This is a genomic window from Acanthopleuribacter pedis, assembly GCF_017377855.1.
Lineage (GTDB): Bacteria > Acidobacteriota > Holophagae > Acanthopleuribacterales > Acanthopleuribacteraceae > Acanthopleuribacter > Acanthopleuribacter pedis.
Map to the genome: position 1 here is coordinate 337,671 of NZ_JAFREP010000006.1, position 20,133 is coordinate 357,803.

Genomic DNA, 20,133 nt, shown 5'->3' on the forward strand with positions numbered 1-20,133 from the left:
CTAGGAACCTTGTTGTGCCTTGCGGGCTTGCAGGGCGGCTTGTTTCTGTTCGGGTGTCATGCTTTCAATGCGGCGCAGCGTGGCCGCCACCTTGTCCACGTGGCCGGGACGCGGTTCGTTGGCGCGCAGGTAAGCGGCCAAACGCACCACCGTCGGCGCGCGGAAGAAGTCGGTCAAAAACACTTCCATTTTGAAGAGGCGGTGCAGCCGTGCCACCACCTGAGTGGCCAACAAGGAATGGCCGCCGAAGTTGAAGAAGGAATCCTCGGTGCCGGGTTCCTCGCGCTTCAACACGGTGTGGAACAAGCTGAGCAGCACGGTTTCCAGATCGTCCTTGGGTTCGGTGCGTTTGCTTTGGGCGGTCTCCACCTGGAGCACCATGTTCGCCAAGCGCGGCCGATCGATGCGGTCTTCCGGGCAAAGCAGGTGCATCGGCAGTTTGACAAAACGTTCGGGCAGGTGCGCGGCGGGTAGGTGCTCGGCCAAAAACGTCTCAAAGGATTCGGCGCTGATGGTTTTATCGGCCGCGTAAAAAGCGGTCAGGCAAGAACCGGCCTCCGCGACACGCACCACCACCACGGCTTTGGTCACCTCGGGGTGGCGGGCGACCGCTGCCTCGATGGGTACCGCGTTGAGGCGCTCGCCGTCGCGGTTGAGCAGGTCGGCGATGCGGCCGGCGACCTGGAGTTGACCCGCGCGGGTCAAACGGCCGAGAAAACCGGTGCGCAACCGGCGTTGTTCCGGGTGCCGCGGATGGGGTTCCAGTTGTGCGCCGTTGTCCTCGGCCGGGCCAAGGATTTCCGTGGCCAAACCCTTGCCGCTCAGGCAAATCTCGCCGTAGGCACCGCGTGGGACCGGCTGGTTGTCCTTGAGCAAGGTCAAGCTGTTGCCCGCGAGCGGTTCGCCCAGGTTAAACCATTCCGGGTCGTGGGGTCCCGCGGCGGCGACCAACGCGGCGCCGGTCAGCGAAAAGGCGTTGAAGCGACGCGTGCCTTGCGGCAGTTTGAGGTCGGGTTCACCTTGGCAAAGCACCAACGCGGTGGCGGCCTGAAGCGGCACCGCCTCGGCACGCACCGCCTCAACCACGGCCCAATCGGCCCGCGTTCCACCGTCGCGTACCAGCGAACCGCCGCATACCAGGGTCACGGCGACTTCCAGCAGGAAGGCGGAACGGTTGGGATTGGCGCGTTGTTGGACACGCCCTTGATCGGGAACATCGCATCGCGCGACCAAATCGGCGGCGGTGTTGAGCAGGGCGGCATGGCTGAGTTTCACGCCGCACCCTGGTGTGTCGTAGAGCACGCAGGCCCCGTGATCGCTTGCCGGGGATGCGGGCTCGGCCGGGGCTTGGGCCGCGATTGCCTCGGCTTCGAGGTCCAAATCGAGGCGGTCGCCCCAGTAGTTGGGTAACTGCTCCGCGAGATCGTCGCGCGAAATCAGCACCGGCGGTTCCGCTTCTTCCAATAGGGTGCGGACCGACGCGGCGTCTGATTCGGCGTCGAGGGGCAACCACAAACCGCCCAATTGATGCGTGGCGATCAAACCAATCAAGGCCTCGGCGGGATCTTCCAGGTACTGCGCGGTGACGGTGCCCGGCGCCACATCCAAATTGGCCAACAGCGCGGCGACCTGACCGGCGCGATGGTGGAGCGCGCCGTAGGTCAGCGTTGTGGAGGCATCGCGGTATACCAAGGCATCGGGCGCGGTTGACGCCCGCGCGGCGACCACGTCGGCGAGGGAACCTTCCACGGCAAAAGGTTGCTTGGCGGTGCGTTCGCCGCGAACCTCGCCCCCTTCGGCCGTTTCGACACGCGCCAAGTCGACGATGGGTTTGTCGGGCGTGGCCACCACGTCCGTCACCAAGGCGACAAAATGGTCGACCATGGTTTCAATCGTCGAAGGTTGGAACAAGGTTTTGGCGTACATCATGCGCAGGCTCAGCCCGTCCGCTATTTCATAAAAGTCAAAAACCAGGTCGGTTTTGGCGCTGATAAAGCCGATGTCGAAGGGTTCGGCCGACAGCGAACCCATGTGCGAGCGGGTTTCGCCGCCGACGCCCAGGTTGATCAAAATGTCGGTTAAGGGTGCGCGGCTCGGGTCGCGGCGCAAAGCCAAACCCGCGATCAATGTGTCGTAGGGATAGAACTGGTGTTTCATGGCGCCTTGCAGGTTGTCGCGTACCTGGGCCAGGAAATCGCGGAAGCCGCTTTCCGCAACCACTTTGTTGCGCAGGGCCAGGGTGTTCACAAAGTTGCCGATTTGAAACTCCTGGCCGGCATGGCCGCGGCCGGCAACGGGACAACCGACGATCACATCAGGCTGATCGGCATAACGCGCCAGCAGGACGTTCACCAAAGCGGTGAGCACACCGAACAAACTGGCGCCGTTTTCTTCGGCTAGGTTGGTCAAGGCGCGGTGCACGGCCGGTGGCAACACGCGCCGGTAGAGCGCGCCTTCAAACGACATCACCGCGGGGCGCGGTCGGTCCGTGGGCAAGTCCAAAACCGGCAGGCGGCCGGCCAGTTGTTCGCGCCAGTAGGCCGCTTGCTTGGCGCCCGCCTCGCCGCTAAGCATGGTTTCCTGCCATGTGGCAAAGTCCTTGTACTGGCTCTTCAGGGGCGGTAGGGAATCGGGACGATTTGCCGCGAAATCTTGGTACAGCGTGGTCAAATCGCGCACCAACACCCCTTCGGACCAACCGTCAAACACCAGGTGATGGATGTTGAGGTACAGCACGTGGCGGTCGTCGGCGACCTTCAGCACGTGGGCGCGGATCAGCGGCGCGGTGGTCAGGTCGAAGGGACGGCCCGCGTCGGCCTGAATGTGTGCCCGCGCGGCGGCCTCGCCATCCTCGGCGCCGCGCAAATCGACATGGGTCAGCGGCAACGGCATGGGATCGGCGATGAACTGGCGCGCCGTGCCGTCCACGGCACGAACCGCGGTGCGCAGCGATTCGTGGCGGGCGACCAGGGCGTCGAGCGCGCGCGCCAGTACGGCGGTGTCCAAATCACCCTGGAGCGCCACCGCCATCGGGCAGTTGTAGGCGGTGGTGTCCTGCACCATTTGCTCCAACACCCACAAGCGTTTTTGAGCGTGGCACAGGGGGAACCCCTTGGCGGCGCGTTGTTTGGCAAAGTAGCCGCGATCCCGCAGGATCTGCAGGGCTTGTGGTTCGCCGGCGCGGGCGCGTGCTTTCAGGGATTCAAGGGTGTCGTCAGTCATTCAGCAACTCCAATTCCTCGGCCGTTAAGGGCGCGATAGTGTCCATAAAATCCGCGATCAGCGCGGGGTCCGGTTCCTGCTGCCGCCGGATCAAGTCGGCGAAGTCGGCAAAAACCGGATGGTTAAACAGTTCAAACAGCGAGAGCGTCACGTCAAAAGCGTGCTGGACCTGAAACACCAAACGCGTCCCTTTCAGGCTGTGCCCGCCCAAACCGAAAAAGTCGTCGTCGATGCTGAGCGAGGCCACGCCCAGCACGTTGCACCAGATATCGCGCAGCTCCCGTTCCAAATCGTCACGAGGCGGGATCCGTTCGCGGCTTTGTTCGGCGACGTCGAGTGGTCGGTTGTTCAGCGTTTTGCGGTCGACCTTGCCGTTGGCGGTCAAAGGGAACTCATCCAGGCAAACGAAGTGACTCGGAATCATGTAACCCGGCAAGCTGGGCTGGAGGAAGGACCGCGGCGCGGCACTGTCCAACGCGGTTCCGCTGACGCGCAGGTAGGCGACCAACACGTGGTTTTGGTCCTTGTCGCGGGGGGCGCATACCACCGCCTGCAAGACCCGTGGATGCTGTTGCAGGTGTTGTTCGATGTCGCCCAGCTCGATGCGAAAGCCGCGCACTTTGACTTGTTGGTCGCGACGGCCGAGGAAATCGATCAGGCCGTCGCCGCGGCGGGCGACCAAATCACCGGTCCGGTACATCCGCGCGCCCGGCGTATCGCTAAAGGGATCGGGCACAAAGGCCGCGGCGGTCAGGTCGGGCCGCTTGTGGTAACCGTGCGCCAAGCCGGCGCCGCCGATCACCAGTTCCCCCACCACGCCGACGGGGACGGGGCACCCCTCACCGTCGAGCACGTACAACTGGGTGTTGGCAAGTGGGCGACCCAGTGGCATGGCTTGGGTGTGGGTCAGGTCCGGGGTGATCGGGGTGCGTGCCGACCAAATGGTGGTTTCGGTGGGTCCATAAAGGTTCCACAAAACCTTGCCTTTCGCCAACAGCTTGGCTGCCAATTCGCCTGGCAGCGCCTCGCCGCCGCTGAGGAGGGTCATGGCGTCGCGACCGTGCCAACCGCTTTCCAGCAACAGCCGCCAACCTGCCGGGGTGGCCTGCATGTGGGTTGCCGCGACGCGGTCCAGCAGCGAGACCAAGCGCGGGCCGTCCGCGGCAACGGCGGCGGGGGCGAGCACCAGGGTCGCCCCGGTCATCAGCGGCAGGTACAGTTCCAAGGCGGCGATGTCAAACGAGATGGTGGTCACCGCCACCAACACATCGTGGCGGTCCATGCCCGGTTGTTGTTGCATGCTGAACAAGAAATTGTTGAGCGCCCGACGCGGCACCACCACACCCTTGGGGCGGCCGGTCGAACCCGAGGTATAAATGGTGTACGCCGGAAATTCCGGGCAAAGCACCGGCGCGGGAAAGGTTTGGTGTTTTCCCGGCGCGCCCGCGAGCGGGGTTTCGTCGAGCAACAGCGTTTCGGCGGGAAGCTTGGGCAAGCTTGCGACCAAGGTGGTTTGCGTGATCAGCCAATCGGGTGTCGCGTCGGCCAACATGGCGGTCAACCGGTCCTTCGGAAACATCGGGTCCAAGGGAATATAGGTCGCACCTCGGTGCAACAGGGCCAAGAGCGCGATCACCATCTCCGGGGTGCGTTCCAACAACACCGCCACCTTGCTGCCGGGGCCGATGCCACGGTAGTGTAGCTCGGCCGCCAGGTGGTTTACCGCCGACGCCAGTTCGCGGTAGTTCGTGGTTGCGAGGGAACCGTCGCCCCGTTCGTAACGCAAGGCCGCGGTGTTCGGGGTGTCTCGCGCGGTTTCCAGGAAACGGGTGATCAAATCAAATTCGGCGGGAATCCTTGTTTCGCCGGGGTTGGCACCCTGCATCAGCGCGGCCGATTCTTCATCGGTCAACATGGGACAGCGCGCGAGCGCTTGGTTCGGATCGGCCGTGACCGCTTCGGTTAACCGCAACAAGTGGTCGCGCAACCGCGCCATCGTGCTAGGCGCGTAGAGGTCGCTGTTGTAGGTCAGGCAGGCCTCGAACCCGTTCTCGCGCGGCGTGAGGTTAAAGTCAAAGGTTAGGTCGTACTTGCTGGAGGCGGCCGAGTTGGGCAGCGGCGTAATCGTGATGTCGCCGAGTGCCGGCTCAAGGTCGCCCGCGTTTTGGCTCTGGACCATCACGTCGAACAGGGGCGAACGGCTCATGTCCGCTTTGATGTCCAGCTCGTCGATGAGTTTGTCGAAGGGGTAACCTTCGTGGGCGAAGCCGTCCAGCACGGTCTGGCGGACCTGGCCGAGCCAGGCGCTGAAACCTTGTTTGGGATCGATCTGAGACCGCAGCGGCAACATGTTCAGGTAAAAACCAACCTGACCTTCGAGATCAGCGTGGCCGCGCCCGGTGACCGGTGTGCCCACGATCAAATCCTGTTGGCCGGCGGTGCGGTAGAGCACCAATTTGACCAGGGCCAGCAGCACCATGAAGCGGGTGGCGCCGTGCCGGACGGCGAGCTTGCCCAAGGCTTCGGCGTGGGGCACGGTGAAAAACAGTTTCTCGCCCGCGAAGGTTTGGCGTGCGGGGCGCGGTCGGTCGGTGGGCAGGTCCAGCACCGGCAGCGGTGCCGCCAGTTGCTTCAGCCAATAATCGGCGTGTTGGGATGCGCCCGCCGCCGTTTGTTGTTCCTGCCAAGCCGCAAAATCGCGGTAGTGAATCCGCAACGGCGCCCAATCGGGTTCTTTCTGCTGCAGGGCCGCCGCGTAGGCTTGGGTCAGTTCGCGCAACATCACGCTCAAGCTCCAGCCGTCGCAAATAATGTGGTGGACCGTGAGCAGCAGGGCGTGGCGGCGCGGTTGCAAACGGATTAGCGTGGCGCGCAGCAGGGGATCCGCGGCCAAATCGAAGGGTTTTGCCGTTTCGGCGGCGGCGCGTTTCTCGATGCGATCCGCGGGTGCGTCGCACCAATCTTCGAAATCAAAGCGGAAGAAATCGGACGGGTTTACTTTCTGACGGGGTTCACCGGCGCGGGTAGGGAAGGTGGTACGCAGCGCCTCGTGGCGGGTGATCAGCAGGTGAAAGGCCTGCTTGAGTGCGTCGCGGTGGAGGTCGCCGTCCAAAACCATGTGAAGCGGAATGTTGTAGGCACTGGTGTCTTTTTCGATTTGCGACAACACCCACAGGCGGCGTTGCGCGTGGGACAACGGGTAGTCGGGGGCGTCGGGCAGGCGGGGGATCGCCGCGTGGGTCGTACCCTGGAGCAACGCCAGAATCTCGGGTTTCAAGCGGCGCAGTTCGGCCTTGAGCGCCGCCGTCATCACCCCTTCCGGCGCGCGGAACTTGAGCTTGCCGGCCTCCACCCACAGCTTGACGCCCTTGTGCTTGAGTTCGTTTAACAGCTGATGATGCCCGCTCATAATTCTCCCTCTTCTTCGTCGTCCGCCGCGCCGCCTTCCGGCGCGACCAGCAGTTCTTCCACCACCGCTCTGAGGTCGGCGATGCGTTGGGCCAGCTTGGCCGCGGTTTGGTCTTCAAACAGGAATTGTAGGGGTAAGGTCAGGTTAAAGTGTTTGCCCGCGCGGGTCATGAATTGGGTACCCAGCAAAGAATCGCCGCCGAGTTGGAAAAAGTCGTCGTTGATGCCGACCGGCTCAATCGCAAGCAGCGATTGCAGCAGCTCGATCAGGGTGTGTTCTTCCGGGGTTGCCGGCGCTTGGTAGGGGTTGGGCAGGTTGGGGCGGGCGTGGAAGCCGTTGCCGCGTTCGGTTTTTTCGGAGATCGCCGCGCGATCCGGCTGCACCAAGTCAACCCAACGGGCCAGGCGTGCGTCGAGGCGACCGGCTGAAACCACGAGTTGGCCGGGTTCGCCGCGGGCGATCAGGCGCGCAAAGGCCGCCTCGCATTGGTCGCGATCCATGGCGAAGCGGTTGATGCTGGTTTGGGTTTCGTCGCCGCGTGCCACGACCCGAGCCGTGGGCCAGCGATCCCAGTTGCTGCTAACCCAAGGCAGGTTGCGTTCGCCGTTGCCCCAGGCGTCCATGAAGCTACAGGCCGCCGCGTAGGACGCAAAACCCAGTCCGCCGAGCACCGAGGCGTTGGAGGAAATCAACACCGCGAAGTCGGGAGATTCCTCCGCGAGCACGTGGTCTAGCGCGCGTGTGCCGCGAACGCGGGCGCGGAACTGGGCCAGGCTGTCGGCGCGGGTTAGGTCGCGCGCCGGCATGAAAATCGAGCGGTGCCCCGTTTCACCCGCCGCGTTGACCACGCCGTGAATCGCGCCGAAATGCGCGCGCGCCTGGTCAACCGCCGCGGCCAAATCGCCGATGTCGCCCACGTCGGCGCGGAGGGGGAGCACTTGGGCGCCCATCCCTTCCATGCGGGTGACGGTATCGAGGGTGGTGCGCATCGGTTCAATCAGTTCGGCCGCCTGTTCGGCCAACCTGGTTTGGTAGGTGTCACTCGTGGGGGCCAGGGCTTGCTGGGCCACAATCAGGCCGCACTCCTCGGTTTTGCGTGTGGCTTCGTCCCGTGGGAAGGCGGTGGTGTGGGCGAACCCATTGCGGCGGCAGACCGCTTCCCAGTTCGCCAAATCCATCAGCGGCGAGTCTTGGCGCAGCTCGGTATCCTCGTAACACCACCAGCCTTCGATCAGGCCCCAAATCATGTCGATTTGGACGTGGAGCTTGACCGTTTCCACCATCGCCAGCATGCCGCCCGGTGCCAGCAGGCACTGCAGGTGAGTCAAGGTTTGGTCGAGGATTGGGGTGGCGTGGACCACGTTGAGGCCGAGGATGAAATCGTATTGATGGGGTTCAAAGCCTTGCGCGGCCGGATCCCGTGAGATGTCGAAGACGCCGAAATCCATAAAATCATCGCCGCGTTCGGCCGCTTCCCGTTGGGCGCCCAGGACAAAGGCGCGCCCGATATCGGTGAAGGTGTAGCGCACGTTGTGATCGCGCAGGTGCGCGGCCAGCATGCGGGTCATCAGGCCGTTGCCGCCGCCGACTTCCAAAATGCGTACCGGCCGTTGGTCGGCCGCGGCGAGGATGCGGTCGATCAGGCGGGTGAGCAGCGCCATGCGGCGGCGGGTGGCCTCGGATTGGTCGGTCTGTTCGGCGTTGCCGCGCACCAACTGGGTATCGCCCTCGGGATACAAGACCTGGACGCCCTTGGTGCGGCCGTCGAAGACGTCGCCGTATTGGCGCACACAGGTTTCCAAGAACGCCAATTCACCGGCCATGTGGGGGTGGGTTTCCTTGAGATGACGGCTCAGCAAACCGGCGTCGGGCAGTTCCAGATCGGTGACGGTTAAGCCGTTTTCCTCGGCGAACAGGCCGCGGGCGATGGTGGTTTGCAGCATCAGGTTGGCGAACTTGGCGTAGGCCGGCGGCATGGCGAGTTGTTCGACCACGGACGCACGGGTGTGCCTTGTGCCTGGCGAAAGGTCGACGCCGCGCTCGCGGAAGAAGTCGCGCAGGTAGGCGGTGCAAAGGGTGTCGACCGTGGCGATGAGGCGTGGATCCAGGGTTTTGTCGCCGCCGGTTTGCGCGATGATGTGCGCCGCGTCCGCTTCCAGGCCGGGCGTGATTTCAGCCAAATCGAGGCGTACCGCGCGGTTGGCCGTCGCCCGTTCGGCGAGGAAACGCACCGCCGGCGCCGTCGCTGTCGCCGCGTCCCGCCATTGCGGCCAGGTTTCGCGGGCCGGCAGACCACCGCGACCGATTAAGACCAGGTTGGCCTTGGCCTCGCGCGCCATCCATTCGGCAAGCAACAGGCCGATCCCGCCCAGGCCGCCCGCGATCAGGTAGGTGCCGCCGGGACGCAATACCTCGGCGGCGTTCACCTCGGGTAGTTGAAGCGCGCGGTACCCGGCTTCCCAGCGGTCGCCGTCGCGCAACAACACCGAGCGCGCCCCTTCCAGGTGCAGCAGTTCGGCGTGGAGTTGGGCGCGTCGCGCGGGCGAGAAACGGGGGCCGCGCTGGTGGATGTCGATCACGCGGGCGCGCAAGTTGGGCATTTCCTGCGGCAACACGCGCAACGGACCCAGCAGCAGCGCCGTCTCCGCGTTGACCTCGTTTTCCCCGGCCACGGTCCAGAGTTCTTTGGTTACGACTTGAAGGTGGATCGGCAGCTCGCATGCCGCCTCTTGTAGTGCCCGTGCGAGGTGCAATAAGGATCCATAACCCCGTTCTCGTTTGGCGATATCGCCGCCGCTCCAGGCGTGGACTATGTGAAGCTGTTGCGGTTCGCGTTTCAGTATCTCGCCAATCAGGGCGGTCATGTCCGCGTGTACGCCGAGCCGTACATGGTAACGATTTTCGGTGCGGCGCTGATAACCTTCGCCGATTTCGACCGTGACCACCGCGGCGCCGCCGGCGTTGAGTTGGTCGGCGATGCTCAAATTCCAGGTGGGTTCGTGGAATACCAGCCACAAACCACGGTCCAGTGAAACGGGGGAACCCGTGCGCGCACGGGCGGTGAAATCGGGTTTGTAGAACCACCGGGAGAGGTCGCTGTTTTTCTCTGTCGCGGCGGGTTCGCTGGTTGTCGGCACTCTATTCGCGCCCGTTCCCGCATCCAACCAAAAACGTGCACCTTGAAAGGCATAGCCGGGAAAACTGATACGGCGCAACGGTCGCGCGGGTCGGTCCGCTTGCCAATCGACCCCGACCCCGGCTTGCCACAGGCGCCCCAAGGCGTCGTAACAAACGCGGACCGCATCCTCCGCGCGGCGCGGATGCGGCAGGGTCGGGATGCGGCGGAGGGGCGTGATCCCGGCCTGACCGACCAAGGTGGTCAGCGTTTGGCCCGGCCCAACTTCTAAGTAGACTGGATCGCCCTCGCTTTCAAGTAAGGTCACCGCGTCGCTAAAGCGCACCGGCCGCAAGATGTGCTGCGCATAGTAACCGGGATCGACGGCCTGTTCGTCGGTGATCCAGGTGCCGGTCAGATTGGAGAGGTAACGCTGTTTGGGCGGGGTCAGTTCGATTTCGTCCAGCACCGCGTGCAGCGCCTTGGCCGCCTCGGTCATCATCGGTGAATGGAAGGCGTGTGAGGTGTGGAGCGCGCGGTGGGCGATGTCGCGTGCGGTCAAATCGGCGGCAAAGGCGTCGATTGGGGCTTGTGGGCCGGAAACCACGATGCGTTCCGGCGCATTGATCGCGGCCAGGCTCAATTCGGCCGGCAGCAGCAGACGCACGCGCGTTTCCGCCGCCGATACCGCCAGCATCGTGCCGCGTGGGGCCGCCTGCATGCAGCGTCCGCGGGCGACCACCAACCGCAAGGCGTCGTCCAGGCTGAACACACCCGCCAAACAGGCCGCGACGTATTCGCCCAGGCTGTGGCCGAGCATGGCGTGTGCGTTCACACCGCGTGCCTGCCACATCCGGGCCGCCGCGTAACTCACGGCGAACAGCAGGGGTTGCGCGTATTCGGTTTGGCCGACCTGTGCCTCTGCCTCGGGATCCTCACCGAACAGCAGGGCCCGGGGATCCCGTTGGAGCAGCGGGGTCAGCCGTTGCAGCGCCGCATCTAAATGGGCGCGGAACAAGGGGTTTTGTGCGTAAAGTTCCCTGCCCATGCCGACGTGTTGCGCGCCTTGGCCGGGGAACAGGAACACCACCTTCGGATGTTGCGCCGGGGCCGGAACCACGCCGGTTGCGGGGGTCCGCAACAGGGTCACCGCTTGGGCGGTGTCCTCGGCTACGACGTGACGGCGGTACGGGAAGCACGCGCGCCCGGATTGCAACGTGTGGGCCAGGTCGTCGAGGTCGGGTTGCGCGCGCGCCACATGGTCGGCCAGCGATTGCGCGCCCGCGTTAAGGGCCGCCTCACTTTTGGCGGACAGCACCAGCAGCCGCGGACCCTTCGGCGTGTCCGGGCGTTTTGCCTGAACCGGCGCTTCGGCCAGGATCACGTGGGCGTTGCTGCCGCCGATGCCGAAGGAACTCACCGCCGCGTGGCGTCGACCCGCCAGGGGCCAGTCCCGCGTTTGCGCGGCGACGCGGAAGGGACTAGTTTCAAAAGGAATCTCGGGGTTGGCGCGGTCGAAATGCAGGCTTTTGGGGATGCGCCCGCGGGCCACCGCCAGACTTGCTTTGATGAAACCGGTGATCCCCGCCGCCGCGTCGAGGTGGCCGATGTTGGTTTTGACCGAACCAATGGCGCAGGTGCCCGTTTTCTGGGTGTGGCGGCGGTAGACCTCGGTCAGTGCCGCGATTTCGATGGGATCGCCGAGCGCCGTGCCGGTGCCGTGGGCCTCCACGTAACCGATCTGTTCGGGATGGACCCCGGCGCGTTTGAGCGCGGCGTCGATCACCGCGGCTTGGCCGTCGACCGCGGGCGCGGTAAAGCCGATTTTCTCGCGCCCGTCGTTGTTGACCGCGCTGCCTTTGATGACCGCGACGACCGGGTCGCCGTCGGCCACGGCCAGGTGCAGCGGTTTTACCACCACCACCGCGCAGCCGCTGCCGCCGATGGTGCCTTGGCCCGCGGCGTCGAAGGCGCGACAGTGACCGTCGGGCGAGAGGATGCCGTTTTGTTGGTAAGCGTAACCTTCGACCAGCGGCACCTTGATGGATACGCCGCCCACCAGCGCCGCCTCGCACTCGCCGCGGCGTAGGCTTTCCACCGCGAGGTGGAGCGCGACCAGTGAGGTGGAACAGGCCGTGCCGACCGTGATCGCCGGACCGCGCAGGTTGAGTTTGTAGGCGGTACGGGTGGCGAGGTAGTCCTTGTCGTTGCCGATCAGGAGCGGGTAATCGCCGAGGTTGCGCAGCTGTTCGCGGTTGGGAACCACGTTGTTGAGCAGGTAACCGTTGGCGCCGCAGCCGGCAAAAACGCCGATGCGCGCCTCGCTGTTGTTCGGGTCGATGCCCGCGTCTTCCAGCGCGTTCCAGGCGCATTGCAGGAAGATGCGGTGCTGGGGATCGGTCACCTCGGCCTCGCGTGGGGTGAACCCGAAGAAGGCGGCGTCGAAGCGGTCGGCGTCGGCCATAACCGGCTTGGCGGGAACGTACGCCGGATCCTCGATCAGTGCGTCGGGGACGCCGGCCGCACGCAATTCGTCCGCGCTGAAGAAGGTGACCGATTCAACGCCGTCCAGCAGGTTTTGCCAGAGTTCGGCGACCGAGGCGGCGCCGGGAAAACGGCCCGCCATGCCGATCACGGCGATGTCCGCGTCCGCGATCGGGTCTGTAGCCGCGGCGGTCGCGCGTTGCCGCGTGTTCTCCGCCGGCGCATCGCCGAGCAGGGCGCTTTGCGCGCGTATGCTGGTGTGGCGGAACAACTCGGTGATGGGCACCTCGCGGTTGAACTGTTTCTCCAAGGCGGCGCGCAGGCGCACCAACAGCAGCGAGTTACCGCCGACGTCGAAGAAGGTGTCGTCCGCGCCGAAAGCGTCGTGGCCGAGCAGCTCGCGCCACAAAGCGCGCAACAGCTGTTCGTCGGCGCTTGCCGGCGTTTCCGCGGTCCTGTCGGTTTTTGCGAGGGTTTTGACCAAGGCGCCGCGGTCGATTTTGCCGTTCGCCGTTAACGGCCAGGTCGCCAGATGGGTGAAGGTGGCCGGCACCATATAGTCGGGCAGACGGTCTTTTAACAAGGTGCGCCATTCGGAAGCCGCCGGCCCGACGCCGCCCTCGCTCACCAAGAAGGCGTGCAATTGTTGGGTTTCGCCCGCGCCGGTGGCGAGCACCAAGGCCTCGCGGACCCGCGCGTGGCGGCACAGCGCCGCTTCAATTTCGCCCGGTTCAACCCGGAACCCGCGCAATTGGATCTGGAAATCGTTGCGGCCGAGGTGGTCAAAACCGCCGTCCGCGCGCAACACCCCTACATCCCCGCTGCAGTACAGGCGGGCGCCGTTCCCGCGGGGATCGGGCACAAAACGCGCGGCGGTTAACGCCGGCTGACCCCAATAACCCATGGCCAAACCGCCGCCGCCCACGTAAATATCCCCTGGCAGCCCAACGGGCCGCGCTTCGCCCTGTTCGTCCAACAACCACATGCGGGTATCGGGCAGCGGCCCGCCGATGGGCGAACGCCCCGCTTGTTCCGCGTCGGCGGCGGTGATGGGTCCGAAGCTGACGTGGACACAGGTTTCGGTAATGCCGTACATGTTGATCAGCGCGGGGGTGTCGGCCCCGTAGCGTGCCAGCCACGGTTTGAGGCGGAACGGCTCAAGCCGATCCCCGCCGAAAATCACGTAACGCAGCCGGTCACCCAAGGCGGCCGGGTGTTTGCCGTCCTCCTCGATCAGGTTGTAAAAGGCGGCCGGCGTTTGGTTGAGCACCGTGACCTGCTCGCGGCGCAGCAGTTGGTAAAAGGCGCCGATGTCGCGGACGGTCTCGGTTTCGGCAACGACCACCGCGGCGCCGTGGAGCAAGGCGCCGAACACTTCCCACACGCTGAAATCGAAGCAGAAGGAATGGGCGCAGACCCAGACGTCGTCGGGTCCGAGGTCAAAGGGGTGCTGGTCGTTTTGCACCAGGCGGACCAGGTTGCGGTGGGTTAACACGCAACCCTTGGGCAAGCCGGTGGAACCCGAGGTGAAAATCACGTAGGCGGGCAATTCAGCAAACAGCGGCAAACCGAGGTTGGTGTCCTTTTCTTCCAGAGGCGCGCCCCAATCCAACAGCTTTGAAGCGCCCAGTTCGGCCAAACGCGTCCGTTGCCCGGGCTCGCAAAGCACGGTGACGGGTTGGGTCGCCGCCAGCATGTGCTGCAAGCGGGCGTCGGGGTAACTTGCGTCGAGCGGCACATAGGCGGCGCCGGTTTTGAGCACGGCCAATTGGGCGATGATCATCGCGGGCGAGCGGTCGAGGCACAAGCCGACCATGGCGCCGGGAACCACGCCGTGACGTTGTTTGAGGGTGTGGGCCAAGCGGTTGGCTTGGCGGTTGAGCGCGCGGTAGTTCAGGGTTTCATTGCTGCCGATCACCGCGCGGCGGTTGCCGTGACGGGCCGCCTGTTGTTCGAACAGGGTCACCAGGTCGCATTCGGGATACCCGACCTCGGTTTGGTTGGGCGCGGCGATCAAGGCTTGCTCGGGAACGCTCATCAGCGGCGCGCGGTCGATGACCCGGCCCGGTTCGGCGAGCAGCGCCCCCGCCAACACGTTGAGTTGGTCGGCGAGGCGGTTGATGCGCTCGGCGCGGTAGAGATCGGTACGGTACTCCAGGTGGCACAACAGGTCGTCGCCCGCTTTTTCGAAAATAAAGCTCAAATCGAATTTGCTGATCCGGTGCGGGTGGGGAAGCGAGGTGACCTGCAGGCCGTCCAGTTCGGCTGGGTGCGCGTCTTCCTGGAGCACCACGACCACGTCGAACAACGGCGAACGCGACAGGTCCCGTTGCGGGTTGAGTTCCTCCACCAGCAAATCAAAAGGGACGTTTTGGTGGCTATAGGCTTGCTCGGCGGTTTCGCGAACGGCGGCGAGCAGTTGGCTGAAGGTCATGCCCCGTTGCAAGGGCTGACGCAGCACCACCATGTTGGCGTAACAGCCGATTTGCTGTTCCAGATCGGGATGGAAGCGGCCCGCGACCGGGGTGCCCAGGTTGAAATCGGTACGCCCGGTGACGCGGTAGAGCAGGGCTTTGACCAGCGCGGACAACACCATAAACAAGCCCGCGCCGTGCGTGCGTCCGACCCCTTCGCACAGCGCGCGCGACACGGCGAGCGGGACCCGTGCCATGGCGCCGTCGTGGCGCAGCAGCGCGGGGCGGGTGAAGTCGGCGGGGAGTTCGAGCGGGGCCGGGGCCGAGCTCAGTTGCCCGCGCCAATAGGCCAAACCCTCGGCGAGCCCGTCGATGTCCTGGCGCGACCAAGCCGCGTAATCGTGGTACTGGATCGGCAGCGGGGTCGGCGCGAAGCCTTCCGCGCGTTTGGCGGCGTTGTAGCGGGTGGCCGTTTCGGCGGCGATTAGGCCCAAGCTCCAGCGGTCGCAGAGAATGTGGTGAATGCTGAACAACAGCCAATGGGTTTCGGCGTTGAGGCGGAGCAGGGTAAACCGCACCGGCGGTTTAGCGGCGAGGTCAAACGGTTCGGTGAGCAGGGTTTGGGCCTGTTCCTCGGCCGCGGCGCGGGGATCGCCGTTTTCGCCCAGGTCGATGAACGCGGGTTGGTAGGGCGCCGGATCCAGAATCCGCTGACGGGGTTCGCCGTTGACCGTCGGGAAGTGGGTGCGCAGGATCGCGTGACGTTGAATCACGCCTTCAAGCGCCTTGCCGAGCGCGTCGCGGTCGAGCTTCCCTTCCAAACAGAGGACATCACCCATGTGGTAGGTTGTCGCCGCGGGGTCGAGGTGCCACAACAGCCACAGCCGTTGTTGGGCGTGGGCAAGCGGGTAGGTGTCGGCGGGTGGGGCGACGGGGACGGCCTGCAGCGCGGCGCGGCCCGCGTGTTGGGCCGTGCGGGCCAGGGCCGCCGGGGTGCGGTTTTTAAAGATCGCGCGCAGGGGGATGACCAGGCTGAGTTCGGCGTGCAGGCGGCCCACCAACTGCATCGCCTTCAGGCTGTGCCCGCCCCGTTCGAAAAAGTCGTCGTTGCGGCCGACACGCTCCACCTCAAGCACGGCCGCGAACAAGCTGCACAGGTCGTGTTCCAGGCTGTCGCGCGGCGGTTCGTAGGCCGCGTGCGCCGTGGGCCAGGCCGGTTCGGGCAAGGCGCGGCTGTCGGTTTTACCATTGGGCGTTAAGGGGATTTCCTGGATGGCCGCGAACACCTCCGGTACCATCGCCGGTGGCAGCTGCTCGCACAGCGCGGCGCGCACAGGGGCCGCGTCGCCCCGGCCTGCCGCGGGAACCCACCAGGCGATCAGGCGGTCGTTGCCGTTGGGATCGCGGCGCAAGCCGACGTGGGCGCGGGCGACCGCCGCCAATGCTTGGAGTTGGTGTTCGACCATGGCCGGTTCAATGCGGTTGCCGCGAAGGTTCAATTGGCGGTCGCCACGGCCTTCGTAGCGGACCGTGCCGTCGTCATCGCGGCGGCCGAGGTCGCCGGTAACGTAGTCGGGACCGATGCGGGTGCTTTGGCCCAGAAAACCCAAGCACAGGGCGTTGCTCCGCACCACGATGGTGCCCAGTTCACCGGGCGCCGCGGTGTTGCCGGCCGCGTTGCGAATCCAGAGCCGGGCGCCGGCGGTGCCGCGTCCGATGGGGATGCTCCCATCGGCGCCGACACCGATCACCGCGGCCGGTGTTTCGGGTGGGATGATGTGGCAGGCGGCGATTTGCGGGGTTTCGGTGGTGCCGTAGCTGTTGACCACGGTGGCCCTGGGCGAAAGCCGCCGCAAGGCGCGCACGTCGGCCGCAAACAGCCGGTCGCCGCCGCAGAAAACCTGTTTCAGGTCGGGGAGTGACGCTGCTTCACCACCGAGCAGCCGCAGCCGTTGTGGGGTCAGGTGCAGCGTGGTGATGTGGTTGGCGGCAAGCGCCGCGCTCAAGGCCGGCCCCGATTCCAGCGCCGTTTGCGCCGGCATGGTCAGGGTGGCGCCGATGCTGAGTGGGGCGAACAGGTCGCGCAGCAACGGATCGTGGCCGAGGCCCGCGAGCAGGATAAAGCGGTCGGCGGCGGTTAAATTAAAAGTTTGCCGTTGCCAAGCCAGGAAGTGGGTGACCGCCGCGTGGTTGCCGACGACACCTTTGGGTTTGCCCGCGGTGCCCGAGGTGAACATGATATACGCGGGGGCGGCGGCATCGATGGTTTTATCCGAGAACCGCGTCTCTGAACCGTCGTCCTTGCAGGTGATGGTGAGCCGGCGTTTGCTTGCCCAATAGGCCGCCAAGGCGGGGGGCTCGGGACGTGCGTTGGGGTCGCGCAGCAGCGTCTTGGGGTCGGCGGCCTCGAGCTGGTTGATCAGGGAACCGGCGGGATAAGCGGGGTCGAGGATGGTAAAAGGGCTGCCCAGGCGTAAGGACGCCAACACGGCCGCGACCAGTGCCGGTCCGCGTTCGGCGTAAATCGCGGTGATCTCGCCGCGGCGAACGCCTTCGCGTTGCAGCGCCGCCGCCAACCCGGCCGACCAGCGTTCCAATTCGGCATAAGTGATGGGGTCACTTTCGGTGCGCAGCGCGATGCGGTTCGGTGAAGCGGCGGCGGTGCGCAAGAAGGCGGCGTGGATGGGTTCGCCGACCACCGCCGGCGGCTCGGGCAAGGCCGGCGCGGCGGGCGCGAGCGCTAGCGCCGCCACCGCCTGTTCGCCGTCGCGAATCGCCTCGCGCAGTAGGTGCGCCAACTGGTGCAGCACGCGGTCCATGGTTGCGACGTCGTAGAGATCGCGGTTGTAACGCAGTTCCCAGTGCAAGCCGGTCGCGGTTTCGCGGATGTACCAGGTGAGGTCGAACATGGCCTCGGTTTCGGGCAGGGGAATCTCGACCACGCGCAAACCCTCGGCCTCCAGACGAACCGGCTCGTGGTTGAGCATGTTGATGAACACCTGGAACAGCGGCGTGTGGTTCAGCGCCCGTTGCGGCTGCAAGCCTTCTACTAACTTTTCAAAAGGCATTTCCGCGTGGGCGAAGGCGTCGAGGCAGCAATTGCGCACCTGCTCGAGCAGGTGGTTAAACCCGGCGTTGCCGTCGATGCGGGCGCGCTGGACCAGGGTGTTGACGAAAAAGCCGAACACCGGTTCCAGCTCGGCGCGGTCACGGCCGGCGTGGGGCATGCCCAGCAGCACGTCGTCGCGCCCCGTCAGTCTCGCCAGCAGCAGGTGCATCGCGGCGGAGCACAGCATAAATAAGGTGGCGCTGTGTTGTTGGGCGTGGGCCGCCAGTTGGCGCGTGAAGGGTTGGTTCAGTTGCAAGCTCACGGTGGCGGCGCGACCGGAAAGCGCCTCGCCGCGCGGTCGGTCGGTGGGGATGGTTGACAGCGGCGGCGCGTCCTTAAGTTGCTCGGTCCAGTAGTGAACCGTTTCGGCCAAGTCGCCCCGGGCAAAGCGTTGCCGTAACCAGGCCGCGTAATCGGCGAACTGCAATGGGAGCGGCGCCAAATCAGCGTTGTGCCCCGCGGTTCGCGCCGCGTACAGGGTTTGCCATTCACGCATGAACAGCGCGTGCGACCAACCGTCGGTGATGATGTGGTGGATGTGGAGCAGCATCAAGTGGCGTTCGGGCGCGAGCCGCACCAGGCTGACGCGGAACAAAGGTGCCTCGGCCAAATTGAAAGCGGGCGCCTCAGCCGCGATGCGCGCGACCGCCTCGGCCACCGGCAGGGGATTCAGGTCGGGACGGTCGGCAAAGCGCAACGGGGTGGCGACCCTTGCGGCGATGACCTGGACCGGCCCCTGTTCGCCGTCGCGGAAGCTGGTGCGCAAGGCCTCGTGGCGGGCGACCAAATCTTCCAATGCCCCTTCCAACGCGGCGCGGTCCAACACGCCGCCCAGTTCCACCGCGGCCCGTTCGTGGTAGGCCTGGCCGCGGCCCTCGGCGAGTCGATCCAAAAACAACAGGCGTTCTTGGGTAAAGGCAAGCGGCAACGGCTGATTGCGCGCTTGACGCGGGATGGGCGCCGCGCCCCGGGTGCAATCCGGCGCGAGCAGGTCGGCCTGTAACGCAACCGTGGGGTTGTCGAACAAGGCGCGCAAGGGCAGATCGATGCGAAAGGTTTTGCGCAGTTGCGCCAAAAGGCGGGTCGCGAGCAAAGAGTGCCCGCCCGCCTGGAAAAAGTTTTCGGTGACGCCGACCTGCTCGCGGCCCAGTATGGCGCACCAAATCGCGGCCACGGCTTCTTCGCGTGGGTTGCGTGGCGCGGTGTAATCGGCGCCCGCGACCGGCGCGTTGGCAAAAATGCGCGGCAGCGGTTCCGGCAAGGCTTGGATCAGCGCGCCGACCTCGGGTGCCTCGTCCTGTTCCAAACGACCCAGCAGGTGGGTAAGGTGGTCGAGCACGCGGTCGGCCGCCTCGCCGTCGAGGCGGTATTGCTGATAAACCAGGTGCAGCGCCAAACCTTCCGGTTGAACCGCAACCATCAGCACCAGCGGGTGGTGGGTACGCGCCCCGGATTCGTTTTCGGTGTCGGCTTCCACGGTGAAATCCAGGTCGGCAACCGCGTCGGGATCCATTGGGTAGTTTTCAAAAACCAACACGCTTTCGTACAGGGGCGTGCCAGTGGGCACCCCGCTGAAGGGCTGCAAGGCGCCGCCGCCCAGGGCCTCGTGGTTGCGTGCGACCAGTTGGTCCGCCTGCAAACGGCTCAGTTGATCGAAAAAGGGTAAGCGTTCGTTCAGTTGGCAACGCAGCGGTTGGGTGGTAGCGAACAAACCGAGGATGCGGTCGACGCCGTCCAATTCGGGGGGACGCCCTGAGACGGTGATCCCGTAAAGCACATCGCGGCGCCCGCTGTAGCGGGCCAGGAGAACGGCCCACAAACCCTGGAACAAGGAGTTGAGGGTGATGCGGGCGCGACGGCAGCGCGCTTGGAGTCGCCGCGTTTTTTCGGGCGACAGGCGCACACGGCGGTCGTCTAGGGCATGGGACGTATCGGCCGGCGCGGGTTCGGCGGTGGTTGCCAAGGGGGTTGGTTCGCTGACGTCCTGTAGCACCGAACGCCAGTAATCCGCGGTTGCGCTGGTGTCGCGTTTGGCGCGCCACGCCAAATAATCGCGGTAGGCCGGGGCGGGCGGTGCCTGGGGATCGCGGCCCGCGCGGAAGGCGCGGTAGGCGGCGAACAGATCGCCGAAGATCAGCGAAATGCACCAGCCGTCCATCAAAAGATGGTGGTGGGTCCACACCAAGCGGTGTTCCTCGGCGCCGAAGCGGCACAGGGTAAACCGCATCAGCGGGGCGCGGGCCGGGTGGAAACCGGCGGCGCGGTCTTCTGCCAAAAACCGCTGAAAAGCCGTTTCGCCGTCGCCTTCACGCAAATCAAGGTGCGACAGGGAGACCGAGAGCCGCCGGTAAACGACCTGTACCGGTTTGTGTAAATCCTT

Annotated in this window: 3 protein-coding genes (1 of these 3 cut by a window edge); all 3 read right to left on the minus strand. The window is 65.3% G+C overall.

The genetic code is table 11. The features are described from left to right. Tightly spaced (each overlapping or abutting the next), the 3 genes in view from J3U88_RS09310 to J3U88_RS09320 form a layout consistent with a single transcriptional unit that may run on beyond the window. Positions 1–3,222, minus strand: coding sequence for a condensation domain-containing protein (locus tag J3U88_RS09310; RefSeq protein WP_207856583.1), 3,222 nt, complete (start codon positions 3,220–3,222; stop codon positions 1–3). Further along, complete coding sequence (locus J3U88_RS09315; RefSeq protein ID WP_207856584.1) at positions 3,215–6,631, minus strand: non-ribosomal peptide synthetase; 3,417 nt, start codon at positions 6,629–6,631, stop codon at positions 3,215–3,217. The genes J3U88_RS09310 and J3U88_RS09315 overlap by 8 nt, the downstream gene beginning before the upstream one ends. Further along, a protein-coding gene (locus J3U88_RS09320; RefSeq protein WP_207856585.1) for a non-ribosomal peptide synthetase/type I polyketide synthase crosses the window boundary here: on the minus strand, positions 6,628–20,133 show its 3' portion. The gene runs 201 nt beyond the window's last position; the window shows 13,506 of its 13,707 coding nt (coding positions 202–13,707); its start codon lies off the right edge, out of view; its stop codon occupies positions 6,628–6,630. Before J3U88_RS09320 ends, J3U88_RS09315 begins: the two co-directional genes overlap by 4 nt.